The organism is Streptomyces sp. NBC_01551 (genome assembly GCF_026339935.1).
GTDB lineage: Bacteria > Actinomycetota > Actinomycetes > Streptomycetales > Streptomycetaceae > Streptomyces.
In genome coordinates this window covers 5,265,902-5,280,683 of sequence record NZ_JAPEPX010000001.1, presented here as the reverse complement: position 1 = coordinate 5,280,683, position 14,782 = coordinate 5,265,902, and the positions used below count along the sequence as shown (strand labels likewise).

Annotated in this window: 12 protein-coding genes; 7 read left to right on the top strand and 5 right to left on the bottom strand. The window is 74.3% G+C overall.

Translation table 11 applies throughout. The features are described 5' to 3' along the window. Nucleotides 1–9 precede the first annotated feature (9 nt). On the bottom strand, nt 10–684 hold the full coding sequence (locus OG982_RS23875; RefSeq protein ID WP_266783499.1) for an AIM24 family protein: 675 nt from the start codon (nt 682–684) through the stop codon (nt 10–12). Nucleotides 685–791: 107 nt separating this feature from the next. Here OG982_RS23875 and OG982_RS23870 point away from each other — a divergent pair, with 107 nt between their 5' ends. From OG982_RS23870 to OG982_RS23855, 4 genes are all read left to right on the top strand, one after another. Beyond that, nucleotides 792–1,547 (top strand): aminoacyl-tRNA hydrolase, encoded by a 756-nt coding sequence (locus OG982_RS23870; RefSeq protein WP_266791752.1) that lies wholly within the window; start codon nt 792–794, stop codon nt 1,545–1,547. Between the two features lie 170 nt (nt 1,548–1,717). Beyond that, nucleotides 1,718–3,019 carry a DUF692 domain-containing protein gene (locus tag OG982_RS23865; protein ID WP_266949966.1) on the top strand — a complete coding sequence of 434 codons (1,302 nt, stop codon included), beginning with the start codon at nt 1,718–1,720 and terminating at the stop codon, nt 3,017–3,019. Continuing rightward, nucleotides 3,016–4,071 (top strand): TIGR04222 domain-containing membrane protein, encoded by a 1,056-nt coding sequence (locus OG982_RS23860; RefSeq protein ID WP_266783501.1) that lies wholly within the window; start codon nt 3,016–3,018, stop codon nt 4,069–4,071. Before OG982_RS23865 ends, OG982_RS23860 begins: the two co-directional genes overlap by 4 nt. Before the next feature lie 113 nt (nt 4,072–4,184). Next, nucleotides 4,185–5,933, top strand: coding sequence for an alpha/beta hydrolase (locus OG982_RS23855; protein ID WP_266783504.1), 1,749 nt, complete (start codon nt 4,185–4,187; stop codon nt 5,931–5,933). Nucleotides 5,934–6,031: 98 nt separating this feature from the next. On the opposite strand, the gene hemQ is transcribed toward OG982_RS23855, so the two are convergent. Together hemQ and hemG are read right to left on the bottom strand one after the other, a co-directional pair. After that, nucleotides 6,032–6,745, bottom strand: a complete 714-nt coding sequence (gene hemQ / locus OG982_RS23850; RefSeq protein ID WP_266783506.1) for a hydrogen peroxide-dependent heme synthase — start codon at nt 6,743–6,745, stop codon at nt 6,032–6,034. A 23-nt stretch (nt 6,746–6,768) separates the two neighbouring features. Continuing rightward, complete coding sequence (gene hemG, locus OG982_RS23845; protein WP_266783508.1) at nt 6,769–8,253, bottom strand: protoporphyrinogen oxidase; 1,485 nt, start codon at nt 8,251–8,253, stop codon at nt 6,769–6,771. Between the two features lie 137 nt (nt 8,254–8,390). Between hemG and OG982_RS23840 the strand changes: the two genes are divergently transcribed. After that, nucleotides 8,391–9,428 (top strand): DUF4349 domain-containing protein, encoded by a 1,038-nt coding sequence (locus tag OG982_RS23840; RefSeq protein WP_266783510.1) that lies wholly within the window; start codon nt 8,391–8,393, stop codon nt 9,426–9,428. A 58-nt stretch (nt 9,429–9,486) separates the two neighbouring features. Beyond that, entirely contained in the window at nt 9,487–10,869 is a 1,383-nt protein-coding gene (locus OG982_RS23835) for an FAD-dependent oxidoreductase (RefSeq protein ID WP_266783512.1), read from the top strand. Here the strand turns inward: OG982_RS23835 and OG982_RS23830 are convergent. Together OG982_RS23830 and hemE are read right to left on the bottom strand one after the other, a co-directional pair. Then, nucleotides 10,866–12,608: a DnaB-like helicase C-terminal domain-containing protein gene (locus tag OG982_RS23830; RefSeq protein WP_266783514.1), complete on the bottom strand. Its 1,743-nt coding sequence runs from the start codon at nt 12,606–12,608 to the stop codon at nt 10,866–10,868. The genes OG982_RS23835 and OG982_RS23830 overlap by 4 nt on opposite strands. 358 nt (nt 12,609–12,966) lie before the next feature. Continuing rightward, nucleotides 12,967–14,031, bottom strand: a complete 1,065-nt coding sequence (gene hemE / locus OG982_RS23825; protein WP_266783516.1) for a uroporphyrinogen decarboxylase — start codon at nt 14,029–14,031, stop codon at nt 12,967–12,969. 91 nt (nt 14,032–14,122) lie between these two features. Between hemE and OG982_RS23820 the strand changes: the two genes are divergently transcribed. Then, nucleotides 14,123–14,779 carry a DUF3000 domain-containing protein gene (locus OG982_RS23820; RefSeq protein WP_266783518.1) on the top strand — a complete coding sequence of 219 codons (657 nt, stop codon included), beginning with the start codon at nt 14,123–14,125 and terminating at the stop codon, nt 14,777–14,779. Nucleotides 14,780–14,782 lie beyond the last annotated feature (3 nt).

The window sequence follows — 14,782 nt, the reverse complement described above, 5'->3', positions numbered from 1 at the left end:
CGGTCCCGCTCAGTGCGCGGCCGCGTGCTCCGTCAGCTCGCTCGGGCGCACGATGACGAAGCCCTCGCCGCTCAGCATCAGCTGGACGGCCTCGCCCGAGCCGCCGCGGATCATCGAGCCGACCGACTGGGAGCGGTGCAGGCCCGTCTCCAACCGGGCGCTCCAGCCGACGACCGCGTCCGTGTCCACGTACACCGGGTTCTGGGCGGTGACGGGGATGATGATCGGGTGGCCGTCGCAGACCACGGCGAGCTTGCCGGTGCCGGTGAAGAGGCTGTTGAAGAGCCCGCCGCCGGTCATGCCGGCGCCCTTGACCATCTTTATCTCGTAGGAGAGCGTCGAGTCGAAGCAGAGCACGTTGCGCCCGTTGATGGTCAGGGCGTCGCCCGGCTCGAAGTCGATGATGAAGCAGTTGCCGGCCTGGTGGGCGAACCACGCCTCGCCCTGTCCGCGTACGGCCATCAGCGCAAGGCCCTCGCCGGTGACGGCGCGCTTGAGCATGCCGCCTATGCCCTGGCCCTTGCGCTCGAACTGGAGGTTGCCGCGGAAGGCGACCATCGAGCCCTGGCGGGCCAGCATTTCACCGTTGACGGCGTACTTCACGGACTTGGCGTTCTGCAGGGTCATGCCCGGGGCGGAGGCCGGCTGGGCGAGGTGCTCGGACGCGAAAAGGTCGCTCTTCATGGGTTCGATCCTCACCCGGCCCGAGCCCCCGCGGCATCATCCTGAAGGGGGAGGCTGGCATCCTTTGCGAGGATGAACAGCGGCATGAGCCGGGGATGAACAGCGCGATGAGCAGCCCGGACACGCACCACGACGACAGCACCCCGGTACCCGCCGTCGGGGCGGACAGCCCGTTCCGGCAGGAGCGGATCGCCCGCGACGAGGCACCGCAGTTCGTGCTCCCGCTGGTCGTGCGGATCGAGAAGGCCGAACCCCCGGCCCGTACCGACGCGCTGGAGACGGCGGCCCGCGCGGTGCTGGTGCTGCTGAGCGACGAGCGCTCGCACGGCGAGGGCGAATGGGCCGAGGCGGTGCGGGACTGGCAGGACGCGCGGATCCGCAAGGTGGTCCGGCGGGCGCGCGGCGCGGAGTGGCGCAAGGCGCAGACCCTGCCGGGTGTCACGGTGCACGGTGACGCGGCGGAGGTACGGGTGTTCCCGCCGGTCCCGCTCGACGGGTGGCCCAAGGAGCTGGCCAAGCTCCAGGTGTCGGGGACGGACCTGGACGACCCGGAGCCGGCCGGTCCGGCGTCGGACGGCGCGCCCGTGCTGTGGCTGAACCCGGATCTGGAGATGTCCGCCGGCAAGGCGATGGCGCAGGCCGGGCACGCCGCCCAGCTGGCGTGGTGGGAGCTGACCGGCGCGGAGCGGACCGCGTGGCGGGACTCCGGTTTTCGGCTGGCCGTACGGACGGCCCCGCGCGAGAGGTGGGCGCGGCTGGGCGGGAGCGGGCTTCCGGTCGTCCGGGACGCCGGTTTCACGGAGATCGCGCCCGGCAGCGCGACGGTGGTCGCGGACCACCCGGCCCTGCGGGCGCGGCTCTGAGACCCTGGCCCGCCCCGGTGTCGCGTGCCCGGTGCCCCGTGCCGCGGGAGGAGCGCCGGGGAACCTCAAATGTTCCTCTGAACGTCCGCCTCCGGAGGTTGGCCTGTTCCGGCGGGGGCCATGACATGGGCACATGGACTGATGAGAGGGGGCGGGGGGACATGAAGCCCATGGCACACCTGGGGGTGGGCATCGGCTGGCGGCCGGAGATCGCGGACGCGGTGGAGCGGCTGCCGGGGCTGGACTGGGTCGAGGTCGTGGCCGAGAACATCTGCCCGGGCCACCTGCCGGATTCGCTGCTGCGGCTGCGCGAGCGCGGCGTCCGCGTCGTGCCGCACGGGGTCTCCCTCGGCCTCGGCGGGGCGCACCGGCCCGACCCGGAGAGCCTCGCCGCGCTCGGCGAGCGGGCGGTGGCGCTGGGGGCGCCGCTGGTCACCGAGCACATCGCGTTCGTACGGACGACAGCGCCGGCGCCGGCCCTGGAGGCGGGGCACCTGCTGCCGGTGCCGCGCACGCGGGACGCGCTGGACGTGCTCTGCGAGAACGTGCGGATCGCGCAGGACGCCCTGCCGGTGCCGCTGGCGCTGGAGAACATCGCCGCGCTGTTCTCGTGGCCCGGCGAGGAGATGACGGAGGGCGAGTTCCTGACGGAGCTGGTCGAGCGCACCGGGGTGCGGCTGCTGATCGACGTGGCGAACCTGCACACGAACCGGGTGAACCGGGGCGAGGACCCGGCGGCCGTGCTGGACGCGATTCCGCTGGAGGCGCTGGCGTACGTGCACGTCGCGGGCGGGTTCGAGCGGGACGGCGTCTGGCACGACACCCACGCGCACCCGGTGCCGGGCGTCGTGCTGGACGTACTGGCTGAGCTGCGGCGGCGGGTGGACCCGCCCGGCGTGCTGCTGGAGCGGGACGACGACTTCCCCCCGGAGGGCGAGCTCGCCGGGGAACTCGAGGCGATCCGGGGCGTGGTGAACTCTGCGGCGCTCGCCCCCTCCCCGCCCCTTCCCGCTTCCCGGGACGCCGCCCAGGACCGCGCGCCTCACACGCCGGCGGGGCTGGAAGCCGCTCGGACGCGGGTCGGGCTGGAACAGGCCGCGCTGCTGTCGGCGCTGGTGGCCGGGACGCCGGTGCCCGAGGGGTTCGACCGGCAGCGGATCCGGGTGCAGACGCGGGCGCTGGCCGCCAAGCGGGCCGGGGTCGTCGCCAAGGTGGCGCCCGAGCTGCCCGGGATCCTGGGCGGCGAGAAGCCGTACCGCGAGGCGTTCCTGGCGTACGCCCGCAACCGGCCCATGGGCGGCGGCTACCGCCGCGACGCGCTGGACTTCGCCGAGCACCTGCTGATCCGGGACCTGCCGGCCGACCCGGCGGCCCGGCGCCGGCTCACCGAATGGTGGCAGGAGCGGGCCGGGGTGCGCCCGCCCCGCCGGATCGTGCGCTGGGCCCGGGCCCTCGTGGGGAGAGCCGCATGAACGTCCTCGCCTCGGCGATCTGGATCGCCGTCATCGTCTCCAGCGTGCTGCTGCTGGCCGGCCTGCGCCGGTCCCGGCCCTCGCCGGGCGGCGCCGCGCCCGCGCTGCACGACCTGTCCGAGGCCGCGTTCATGGCGGGCGGCCCGGGCAACGTCGTCGACGTGGCCATCGTCTCGCTGCTGGGCGACCAGCGGATGGTGGGCGGCGGCCCGGGCATCGTGCAGGTACGGCCCGGGGCGCGGGCCGTCGACGTCGCCGAGCGGGCCGTGCTCCAGGCGCACGCGAGCGCGCCGTCCGGGTGGCTCTACCAGGTGCGGTACGCGGCCATGACCGATCCCGCGATCCAGGAGATCGGGGACGGGCTGGCCGGGCGCGGACTGATCAGCCCGCCCGGCTCCGGGCGCCGGTGGCGGCGCTGGGGCGTGACGCAGGCCGTGCTGTGCGGGGCCCTGCTGCCGGTCTCGCTGGTGCTGACGATCCTCGGGTTCGCGCTGGATCCGACCTCGCGCGTGCCGTTCCTCGTCAAGGTGCTCCCCGTGCTGATCGGCGGGCTCGTCATCGGCGCCGTCGCGGCCTCGCGGGCCAAGCAGCGGATCACCCCGGCGGGGCGGACGGCGCTGCGCGCGATGCGGTCGGCGTACCTGACGAACCAGACCCCGCACGTGCAGACGGCGCTGCTCGGGCTGCGGGGGCTGCGCGACCCGTACCTGCGCGAGCAGCTGGTGCCGGCGGTGCGCGGCACCCGGCTGGCGGCGGCCCAGGCCGGGCACCGCCGGTCCGCCGGGTCGCACGGCTCCGACGCGGCGTGGGCGTCCTCCGCCGAGATCCTGCCGGTGGTGTGGTGCGCGAGCGGCGACGGGGGATCCGGGGGCGGTTCGAGCGGCTGCGGCGGCGGCTCCGGCTGTGGCGGCGGCTCCGGTTCCGGCTGCGGGTCGTCCGGGTCCGGCTGCGGATCCTCCAGCTCCAGCTGCGGGTCGTCCTCCAGCAGCTGCTCCAGCAGCAGTTCGAGTTGCGGCTCGTCCAGCTCCAGCTGCTCCAGCAGCAGTTCCTGACCCGTCCGCGCTACGGCAACGGGGGCAATCGCCGGCGCGGTCCGGCGGTGCTCCTTTACCGGGAGGCGGCCCCGGAATCTCATCGGACCAGCCGATGAGATGAAGGGGCCGCCATGCGGACGCCACCCGTACACTCCGCGCTGGCCGCGACGGCCCTCACCCTGGCCCTGGCCCTCACCCCACCCCCACCGGCCGCGGCCGGCCCCACCACCCCGACGGCAACCTCATCGATCACGGGGCCCAAGCCCATCGCGGGGCCGGGGGCCGGCGCGGGAACAGCGGCCGGCACGGGGCACGCCGCCGCGGGCACGCCGCCCGGCGCGGGGACGGGGGCCGAGGATGCCGGGGCCGAGGTCGTCGCCCGGCGGGCGGCCGCCGTCGGTGGGCGCGCGCTGGGCTTCCGGCCCTGTCCCGCCGGCGAGGGGCTGCCCGCGCCCGTCCGGTGCGCCACCCTGCGGGTCCCGCTCGACTACGCCCGGCCCGACGGTCCGCAGATCTCCCTCACCGTCAGCCGCGTCACCGCGACCGGCGGCGCCGCCCGCCAGGGCTCCCTCGTCTTCAACCCCGGCGGACCGGGTGCCTCCGGCATGTACTTCCCGCTCCTCGCCGACCGCCCCGCCTGGCGCCGGATCGCCGCCGCCTACGACCTCGTCGGCTACGCCCCGCGCGGGGTCGGCCGCTCCGCCCCGCTGTCCTGCCAGGACCCGGCGGCCCGCGCGAAGGCCCCCACCCAGGTCCCGGCGGAGCCCTCCCCCGCGTACAAGCAGGAACGCGTCGCCGCAGCCCGAGCCTACGCGCTCGGCTGCGCGCGGCGGGCCGGCGCGGCCCTCCCGTACTACACGACCCTCAACAACGCCCGCGACCTGCACGTGCTCCGCGCCGCGCTCGGCGAGCCCAAGCTGACCTTCATGGGCGCCTCGTACGGCACCTACTTCGGCGCGGTCTACGCCACGCTCTACCCGCGCCACGTGCGCCGCATGGTCTTCGACTCGGCGGTCGACCCCGACCCGCGCCGCGTCTGGTACCGCAACAACCTCGCCCAGGCACCGGCGTTCGAGCGCCGCTGGTACGACTTCCGCGCCTGGGCGGCCCGGCACCACGCCGCGTACCGCCTCGGCGCCACCCCGGCGGCCGTGCAGGCGAGTCACGAACGCGTCCGGGCCGCGGTGGCCCGTATTCCGGCGGCCGGCCTGGTCGGCACAGGCGAACTGCGGGCGGCCGCCCTCCAGGCCGCCTACTACGACGACGCCTGGCCGGACCTGGCGGCGGCCCTGAGCGCGTTCCTGGACGGCGATCCGGACCCGCTGGCCGCCCTCGCCGGCCCCGGCCCGCACGGCCCGGCCGAGGCGGAGAACGCGACGGCGGTCTACACGGCGGTGCTGTGCAACGACGCCCCGTGGCCCGCCGACTGGGAGACCTGGGACCGCGACAACACCGAACTGGCCCGCCGGGCGCCCCTGGAGACCTGGGCGAACGCGTTCACGAACCTGCCGTGCGCGTACTGGCCGGTGGCCGGGCGGCTGCGGCAGCGCCCGGTCGACGTGGGCTCACAGCCGACGCCCCTGCCGCCGACGCTGATCGTCGCGGCGGAACGGGACGGGGCGACCCCGTACCCGGGTGCGCTGGAGTTGCTGCGGCGGCTCGGCCCGGCGGCCGCGCTGGTCACGGAGGCGGAAGCGGGCACCCACGGAGTGGCCGGCGGACGCAACGAGTGCGTGGACCTTCACGTGGAGCGGTACATCCTGACGGGTGACACCCCGGGCAGGAGTGTCACGTGCGCGCCGCATCCGGAGCCCGCACCGGTGTCGCTGGACGACCGGGCAGCGGGCACCCTCAGGGTGCCGCTGCCGCCAGTCGTCTGAACTTCCGGGCGGGATCTCCGGCTGCGTCGTTTCGGGGGCAAGGCCTCCCGATCCACCGGAAGAGGTCAGTCTTCCGGTCCTTCCCCCCAGGGGAGGTCTCAGGCCAGCCCGTCCACCAGATCGGCGACGGACTTGCGGCGCCCGGTGTAGAAGGGCACCTCTTCGCGGACGTGCATCCGGGCCTCGGAGGCACGCAGGTGACGCATGAGGTCCACGATGCGGTAGAGCTCGTCGGCCTCGAAGGCCAGCATCCACTCGTAGTCGCCCAGCGAGAAGGACGCGACGGTGTTGGCACGCACGTCCGGGTAGCCGCGGGCCATCTTGCCGTGGTCGGCGAGCATGCGGCGGCGGTCCTCGTCGGGCAGCAGGTACCAGTCGTACGAGCGCACGAACGGGTAGACGCTGACGTAGTCGCGCGCGACCTCGTCGGCCAGGAAGGCCGGGATGTGCGACTTGTTGAACTCGGCCGGGCGGTGCAGGGCCATGTTCGACCACACCGGCTCCAGCGCGCGGCCGAGCCTGGTGCGGCGGAACAGGTTGTACGCGGTCTGCAGCTCGTCCGAGGTCTCGGCGTGCCACCAGATCATGATGTCCGCGTCGGCGCGCAGGCCGGAGACGTCATAGGTGCCGCGGACGGTGATGTCCTTGGCGGCCAGCTGGTCGAAGAGTTCCTGGACCTCGTCGGCGTAGCCGGCGCGGTCCTCCGGGAGAACGTCCTTCAGCTTGAAGACGGACCACAGGGTGTAGCGGATGACCTCGTTGAGGTCCTTCGCCTTCTTCCCCGCGTTGGGAATCTTCTCTGGTGCAGTCATGTGTCCATTGTCCCGTGTGCTGATCAGTGGTCGGTGCCAGGGGTGCCCAACGTGGCCATCACCACGTCGGCGGCCCGTGTGGCACTCGCCACGCACGCCGGGATGCCCACGCCGTCGTAGAGCGCGCCGCACACGGCGAGGCCGGGCAGGGCCGCGACGGCGGCCCGGATCCGCTCGACGCGGGCGAGGTGTCCGACGGGGTACTGGGGCAGTCCGCCGTCCCAGCGGGTCACGGTGGAGGCGACCGGCCGGGCCGCGAGGCCGACGGCCTCGCCGAGGTCGCGCAGCGAGACGTCCACCAGGTCGGCGTCCTCGCGTTCGAGGTCCTTCTCGTCGCCGTGGCGGCCCACCGAGGTGCGCAGCAGGAACAGCCCGGGATCGGCGCCGGCCCAGGCCCACTTGTTGCTGGAGAAGGTGGACGCCTTGATCGTGCGGCCGTCCACGGGCGGTACGAGGAATCCGCTGGCGCCGCCCCCGGCGATCGCATCGGGCAGTTCGGAGCGCCGGAAGGCCATCGTGACCAGGGCCATCGAGGCGTACTCGACCGCGCGCAGCTCGGCGGCCGCGGCCGGGGCGAGCCCGTCCAGCAGCCGGGCGGCGGGTCCGGCCGGGGTGGCCAGGACGACCGCGTCGGCGTCGATGACCTCGCCGTCGGCGACGACCTTCCAGCCGTGCGCGCCTCGGTGGACCTCGCGCACCGGGGTCCCGGTGCTGATCCGTGCCCCGGCCCGGCGGCAAGCCTCGGCCACGGCGAGCGGGAGGCGGCCGATGCCGCCGTCGATCCCGGCGAAGACGGGACCGGCCGCCTGGGGCTGCTCCGCCGCGCGGCGCTGGAGGTCCCGTACTCCCTGGCCCAGCAGCGCGTGCGTCCGGGCGGCCTCGAAGAGCTGGGGTACGGCGGCCCGCATCGAGATGCGGTAGGCGTTGCCCGCGTAGACGCCGCCGAGCAGCGGTTCGACGAGCCGGTCGACGACCTCGTGGCCGAGCCGGGCGGCGACGTACTCGCCGACGGCGACGTCCTCGCCGATCTCGGCGGGCGGCAGCGCGTGTTCGGCCTCGATCCGGGCCAGGCCCTCGGCGGAGAGCACCCCGGAGGCGGCGAGCGGCCCCAAGTCGCCGGGGACGCCCATGACATGGCCGCGCGGCATGGGCCGCAGGGCGCCCCGGGTCCACAGGTGGGCGGTGGCGGTGGCGGGCGGCTGGAGGGCCTCGCCGAGGCCGACGGCCCTGGCGAGCGCCACGGCCTCGGGGCGGCGGGCGAGCACGGATTCGGCGCCGAGGTCGACGGGGGCGCCGGCGAGTTCGCCGGCGCGCAGCTTGCCGCCGAGCCGGGGGCCGGCCTCCAGCAGGGTGACCCGGGCGCCGTCGGCGAGCAGCCGGTGGGCCGCGGCGAGGCCGGCGATGCCGCCGCCGATCACGACCACGTGGCCGGGGTGGTGGCCCGGCCGGCCCGCCGTGGCCGTACGCCCGTCCGTACGCCTGTCCGTACGCGTGTCCGCTTCGTGCATGGACACATCGTCTCAGACCGATCATCGAGGCCGGACCGTGACCGCATCGGGATCGGCTCGGGACCGCGGAAGCGAAACCCGCGGCGGGACCCTGAACGTCACACCGGCGACATCAGCCGATCTTCGGGGGGTTCCACGTGACGAAGCAGAACCGGCGCGGCGCGTACGCGCCGTACGGACACCGTTCGGCGGCGGCCCTGGCCGCCCTCTCGCTGGCCGGGGCCCTCGCGGTCACCGGCTGCTCGGCGGGTGCGGGCGACAGCTCGTCGGACAAGGCGGCGGTGGGCGAGGCGGCCGCCCGGCCGAAGGAGGGCGCGGCCGCCCCCGCGCAGGGCAAGGCCGGGGCCGGGGCGGCGGCGCCGGCGGCGCCGAAGGACGCCCAGCAGCCGGCGGCGGTGCGGCCGCACGTCATCCGGACGGCGACGCTGGCCATCGAGACGCCGGACGCGCAGCGGGCGCTGGCCGCGGCCCGTACGGCGGCCGAGGGCGCGGGCGGGTACGTCGGCAACGAGTCGACCAGGCGCGGCGAGGACGGCCGGATGACCTCGACGCTGACCCTGCGGGTGCCGGGCGAGCGTTTCGACGCGGTGCTCGGCGCGATGGAGGGCAGCGGGAAGCTCCTCAGCCGCAAGGTCGAGGCGCAGGACGTGACCGAGAAGGTCGCGGACGTCGACAGCCGGGTCAAGTCGCAGCAGGCGAGCGTGGCCCGGGTGCGGGAGATGATGGACAAGGCCTCGGCGCTCAGCGACGTGGTGATGCTGGAGAGCGAGCTGAGCAAGCGCCAGTCCGACCTGGAGTCGCTGCTGGCGCAGCAGACGGCGCTGAAGGACCAGACCTCGATGGGCACCATCGCGATGGAGGTCTCGGAGCCGCCGGTGAAGCCGAAGGCGCCACAGGAGGAGAAGCGCGAGCCGAAGGGCTTCCTGGACGCCCTGCGCGGCGGCTGGGACGTCTTCACGAGCCTGCTGGGCATGCTGGCCCTGGCGGTGGGCGCGGTGCTGCCGTTCGCGGTGACGGCCCTGCTGGCCGTCGTGGGCTTCCGGGTCTACCGGCGCTACCGTCCGGCGAAGCCGAAGACCGGCCTGGTCCCCCGGCGGGTCCCGGTCGTCCCGGCGGCGCGGCGGGCGCCCGCCGAACCCGCCCCGGACGCGGACACGGACGACCACAGGGACTGAACGGCCATTCGCCCGTAGCGTGTTCCCCAGGCGAAGGCTGCACAGGACGGGGCGGACGATGGCGGCGGAACGACTGGTGGTGGTCGGCGGTGACGCGGCGGGGATGTCCGCCGCGTCACAGGCCCGGCGGATGAAGGGCCCGGCGGAGCTGGAGATCGTCGCGTTCGAGCGGGGCCACTTCACCTCGTACTCCGCGTGCGGGATCCCGTACTGGATCGGCGGCCGGGTGGCCGAGCGGGACGACCTGATCGCCCGTACCCCGCAGGAGCACCGGGCCCGGGACATCGACCTGCGCACGCGGACGGAGGTCGTCGAGCTCGACGTCGCCGGGCAGCGGGTCCGCGCCCGCGACCTCGACTCGGGCGCCGAGTCCTGGACGGGCTACGACCGGCTCGTGCTGGCCACCGGCGCCCGCCCGGTCCGCCCCCGGCTGCCGGGCATCGGGGCGCACGGGGTGCACGGGGTCCAGACCCTGGACGACGGGCAGCGCCTGATGGACACCCTGGAGCGCGGCGGGATCCGCCGGGCGGTCGTGGTGGGCGCGGGCTACATCGGCGTCGAGATGGCGGAGGCGCTGGTCGCGCGGGGGTACGAGGTCACGGTGCTGCACCGCGGCGCGCAGCCGATGGCCACGCTCGACCCGGACATGGGCGCCCTCGTGCACCGCGCGATGAACGCCATGGGCATCCGCACGGTGGCGGGCGCCGAGGTGACGAAGATCCTGACGGACGAGGAGGGGCGGGCCGTCGCGGTGGCCACGGCGACGGGCGAGGAGTACCCGGCGGACGTCGTCGTCCTCGGCATCGGCGTGGAGCCCCGCACGGCGTTGGCTCGCGCGGCGGGGCTGCCGCTCGGCGAGTCGGGCGGCATCCTCACCGACCTGTCGATGCGGGTCCGGGGCCACGAGGACATCTGGTCGGGCGGCGACTGCGTGGAGGTCCTGGACCTCGTCTCCGGCCGCACCCGGCACATCCCGCTGGGCACGCACGCCAACAAGCACGGCCAGGTGATCGGCTCGGGCGTGGGCGGCGGGTACGCGACCTTCCCGGGAGTGGTCGGCACGGCGGTGAGCAAGGTCTGCGAGCTGGAGATCGCCCGGACGGGCCTGCGCGAGCGGGACGCGCGGGCGGCGGGCCTGCGGTTCGTGACGGCGACCATCACGTCGACCAACACGGCGGGCTACTACCCGGGCGCCGAGGAGATGACGGTGAAGATGCTGGCCGAGCTGCGCACGGGCCGCCTGCTGGGCGTCCAGATCGTCGGCGGCGCGGGCTCCGCGAAGCGCGTGGACATCGCGGCGGTGGCCCTGACCGCCGGCATGACGGTGGAGCAGATGGTCTCGCTGGACCTGGGCTATGCCCCGCCCTTCTCCCCCGTCTGGGACCCGGTCCTGGTGGCGGCCCGCAAGGCGGTCACCGCCGTCCGCACGGCGGGGGCCTAGCCCGACGGCGCGATGTCCACGAACCGGGCGCAGTGGCCCTGAAAGGCGACGGTCACAGTCGCGGTCGGCCCGAACCGGTGCTTCGCGACGACCAGGTCCGCTTCGCCCGCGCGGGGCGAATGGCGCTCGTACGCGTCCTCCCGGTGCAGCAGGATCACCGTGTCGGCGTTCTCCACCAGCTCGTTCGCCACGTCCCCCAGGACGGGGCTGCGGTCTTCCCGGCCCGGCTCCGGCTGCAGGGGGGCCACCAGGACGAGCGGGACGCGCAGTTCCTTCGCCATCACGGCCAGTTCCCGCACGACCTCGCCGCGGCTGCCTCGCCCCGGCGGGGTGTCCGGCCGGATCCAGTGCACAGGGTCGATGACGACGAGTCCCAGGCCGCTGCCCCGCTGGAGTCGTCGGCACAGTCTGCGGATTCCGGCCACCGTGACGTGGGCACGGTCGTGGACGGTCAGGGGTGCCGCCGAGACTTCCGGCATGCAGCGGGCCAGCCGGGTCCAGCCGTCGTCGGTCATCGTCCGGGAGCGCATGTGCTGGAGCGGCACGCCCGATTGCGCGGACAGGAGCCGCAGCAGGACCTCCTGCTGGTCGGTATCCGGTGTGACGTACAGAGTGGCGACGCCCTGGGCGATGGCGCCGCTGCGGATGAGGCCCAGGGCGAGCGTGGACTTGCCCAGCCCCGACGCACCGGCGAGGACCAGCACGTGCCCTGGCCGAAGGCCGTTCAGGAGGGAGTCCAGATCGCCGAAGCCGGTGTACACCGAGGTGTCGGCTCCGACCCCTTCGATGCGGTCGAGGGTGAGTTCGAGGGGATGCTCGGACTGCGGCGCGGTATCGCTGTCCAGGTCGTGGAAGACGGCCTGGAATTCCGCTTCGGCGGTACGCATGCACGCCACGGCGTCGTCCGCCCCGCCGGAGAGGGCGGCGGCACCCAGGTCGGCGATCCGCTGCCCGGCCCGGGTCAGCCTGCGTAGCTGTGCCCGCCGGTAGACGACTTCGAGCGCGTCCTCGACGTATTCCCGGGTGGGATGCGGACGCAGCGCGCTCAGCTCCGACATCCACGCCTGCGCGGCGGCTGGACCGAGGTCGTCCACAAGCGACGCCAGTCGCGGAGACAAGGCGGCCAGGGTGGTCTCGACGCCACCCTCGTACAGTCCGAGGACGGCTTCGTACAGGCCCTGGTGCACGGGGAGCGTGAAGTCGTCGGCATCGAGGTAATCCACGACGTCGGCCACCGCGTCGCCCGAGGCGAGCATGGCGCCGAGGAGCCTGCGCTCGGCCTCGACCGCCCCGGAGTCCACGCCGGTCGCGGTGTCGGTGCCGCCGTCCCGTCGGCTGCTCGGTGTGGCGCGTCCGGCCGTCATGTGCGCCGACGAAGGAGCGTGCGCGGCGGGGCCCACGGCGCGGCAGAGGTTCACCAGCCGCTCGACGGTCTGCTCTACCTCGGCCTCCGTACCGGCGCCCGCGGCAGCCTCCTCCGCGAGCCACGCGGCGAGCGCGTGGGCCTGGCGGGGTGACGGGATGGCGGACCCGCCGAGCACCCGGCCTATGGCGTGGTGCGTCAGGGTGCTGGGGAGCCGGTCGTCGGCCGTGACCCCGCGGGCGATCGTCCTCAGCCCGGGCCTGCCGGCGGCCGCGTACACCTCGTGGAGCGCCACGAGGAGATCACGGTGAGGCCCCGGCGCCACCGTCGACTCGTCGGGCATCGGGATGCCGCGCTTGCCCCGGACCGCTGTCATCCCCGTCCCCCAAAGTGTCGCGAAGCGTCCCGCCGCTTCTCGGCCGTCGGCGTCATCGCAGGTCATCGGCAACGGGCGAGAGAAAGGCGTCGGGTTCCGTCGAGAAGTGATCGCCTATGGCCTCGGGGCACGGAAGCTGGTGTGAGCAGCAAGGAAAGGAGCGTCATGCCCACGACAGAGGTGTCCCCCACGACAGAGGGCGCCGCAAGGGTCCCGGTACCTCGGCGCAGGATGCTTGTCCTGCGGCGCACCGTTCTCCTCGGGTTCGCCCGAGGTGCCTCGACCACACTCGGAAGCGCGGCCGTCGCCGCCGTGCTGTGGTGGCTCCGCGCCAGGTGACCGGGCGCGGAGCCGCCGCTCAGCGGGCCGTCTGGGTGTGGACGTAGTCCACCAGGCGGGTCAGGGCGTCGGGGTCGGTCGTCGGGAGGACGCCGTGGCCGAGGTTGAAGACGTGGCCCTCCAGGCCGGCGGCCGCGTCCAGGACCTCGCGGGTCTTGGTCTCGACGGCCTCCGGGGTGGAGAAGAGGACGGCCGGGTCCAGGTTGCCCTGGAGCGCCTTGCCGGGGCCGACCCGGCGGACGGCCTCGTCCAGCGGGACCCGGTAGTCAACGCCCATGACGTCCGCTCCGGCCTCGCCCATGAGGCCGAGGAGCTCGCCCGTGCCCACGCCGAAGTGGATCCGCGGGACTCCGTAGGAGGCGACGGACTCCAGGACCTTCGCGGAGGCGGGCATGACCGAGCGGCGGTAGTCCGCCGGGGCCAGCGCGCCGACCCAGGAGTCGAAGAGCTGGACCGCCGAGACGCCCGCCTCGATCTGCACCTTCAGGAAGGCGGAGGTGATCTCCGCGAGGCGGTCGAGCAGGTCCGCCCACAGCTCCGGGTCCCCGTACATCAGGGCCTTGGTGTGCTCGTGGTTCTTCGACGGGCCGCCCTCGACCAGGTAGCTCGCGAGGGTGAAGGGCGCGCCGGCGAAACCGATCAACGGCGTGGAGCCCAGTTCACCCGTGAGCATGCCGATCGCCTCGGTGACGTACGGGACGTCCTGCGGAGTGAGGTCGCGCAGCTGTGCGAGGTCCTCGCGGCGGCGGATCGGCTGGGCGACGACCGGGCCGATGCCCGGCTTGATGTCCAGGTCGACGCCGATGGCCTTCAGCGGGACCACGATGTCGGAGAAGAAGATCGCCGCGTCCACGTTGTGGCGGCGCACGGGCTGCAGCGTGATCTCCGTGACCAGGTCGGGGCGCATGCAGGATTCCAGCATCTGCGTGCCCTCGCGGACCTTGCGGTACTCGGGGAGCGAGCGCCCGGCCTGCCGCATGAACCACACGGGGGTGTGCGGTACCGGCTCGCGTCGGCACGCCTTCAGGAAGGCGGAATCGTACGTCTGACTCGGCTGGCCCTTGGGGCGGTCGTTGGCGCTCACGACCCAAATCTTCGCACGTATGAAGAAGTGCCCGGCCCGGCGCGGGTGTCCCTGCGCCGTACGGGCGCACATACCGCCTAGTCTTCCCCGCATGGCTGCGGCTCAGGGACGATTTTCAGATGGCGCTGACGGTATGGACAGCGCGAAGGAGAGCTCGGTCCCGCTCCCGTTCCGGCGGGCGGTCGACGGCTTGAAGAAGGCGCGGCTGCGACCGGGGATCGAGATCGACCCCACCAAACCGCCCCAGAGACTCGCCCCGCACGCGTACGCCCTGGAGGCCGCGGTCGTGGACGGGGAGGACGACCTCGCCGACGGCCGGCTCATCCTGCTCCACGACCCGGCCGGGCACGACGCCTGGCAGGGCACGTTCCGCCTGGTGACGCTGGTACGGGCGGAGCTCGAACCGGAGATGGCCGCGGACCCGCTGCTCCCCGAGGTGTGCTGGTCCTGGCTGACCGGCGCGATGGAGGCGCGGGGGCTCGCGTACGGGGAGCCGAGCGGGACCGTCACCATGGCGAGCTCGCACTACTTCGGCGGGCTGGCGGAACGCCGGCCGGCCACCCAGATCGAGATCAGGGCCTCCTGGACGCCGCGCGAGGGCGTGGGCGGGGTCCCGGACACCTCGGCGCACCTGTCCGCGTGGTGCGAGCTGCTGTGCCAGATCGCGGGGCTGCCGCCGGCCGGGCCGACGGACGCGGGCACGGGCGTGGTCACGCTGCCGCAGCGGCGCGGCCCGCACCACCCGTGAGGG

Excerpts from the sequence above, each read along its gene's own strand:
- OG982_RS23830 (WP_266783514.1), bottom strand. The coding sequence starts at position 12,608 with ATGACAGCGGTCCGGGGCAAGCGCGGCATCCCGATGCCCGACGAGTCG.
- hemQ (WP_266783506.1), bottom strand. The coding sequence starts at position 6,745 with ATGACTGCACCAGAGAAGATTCCCAACGCGGGGAAGAAGGCGAAGGAC.
- OG982_RS23875 (WP_266783499.1), bottom strand. The coding sequence starts at position 684 with ATGAAGAGCGACCTTTTCGCGTCCGAGCACCTCGCCCAGCCGGCCTCC.
- OG982_RS23835 (WP_266783512.1), top strand. The coding sequence starts at position 9,487 with ATGGCGGCGGAACGACTGGTGGTGGTCGGCGGTGACGCGGCGGGGATG.
- OG982_RS23860 (WP_266783501.1), top strand. The coding sequence starts at position 3,016 with ATGAACGTCCTCGCCTCGGCGATCTGGATCGCCGTCATCGTCTCCAGC.
- OG982_RS23865 (WP_266949966.1), top strand. The coding sequence starts at position 1,718 with ATGGCACACCTGGGGGTGGGCATCGGCTGGCGGCCGGAGATCGCGGAC.
- OG982_RS23820 (WP_266783518.1), top strand. The coding sequence starts at position 14,123 with ATGGCTGCGGCTCAGGGACGATTTTCAGATGGCGCTGACGGTATGGAC.
- OG982_RS23870 (WP_266791752.1), top strand. The coding sequence starts at position 792 with ATGAGCAGCCCGGACACGCACCACGACGACAGCACCCCGGTACCCGCC.
- hemG (WP_266783508.1), bottom strand. The coding sequence starts at position 8,253 with ATGCACGAAGCGGACACGCGTACGGACAGGCGTACGGACGGGCGTACG.
- OG982_RS23855 (WP_266783504.1), top strand. The coding sequence starts at position 4,185 with ATGCGGACGCCACCCGTACACTCCGCGCTGGCCGCGACGGCCCTCACC.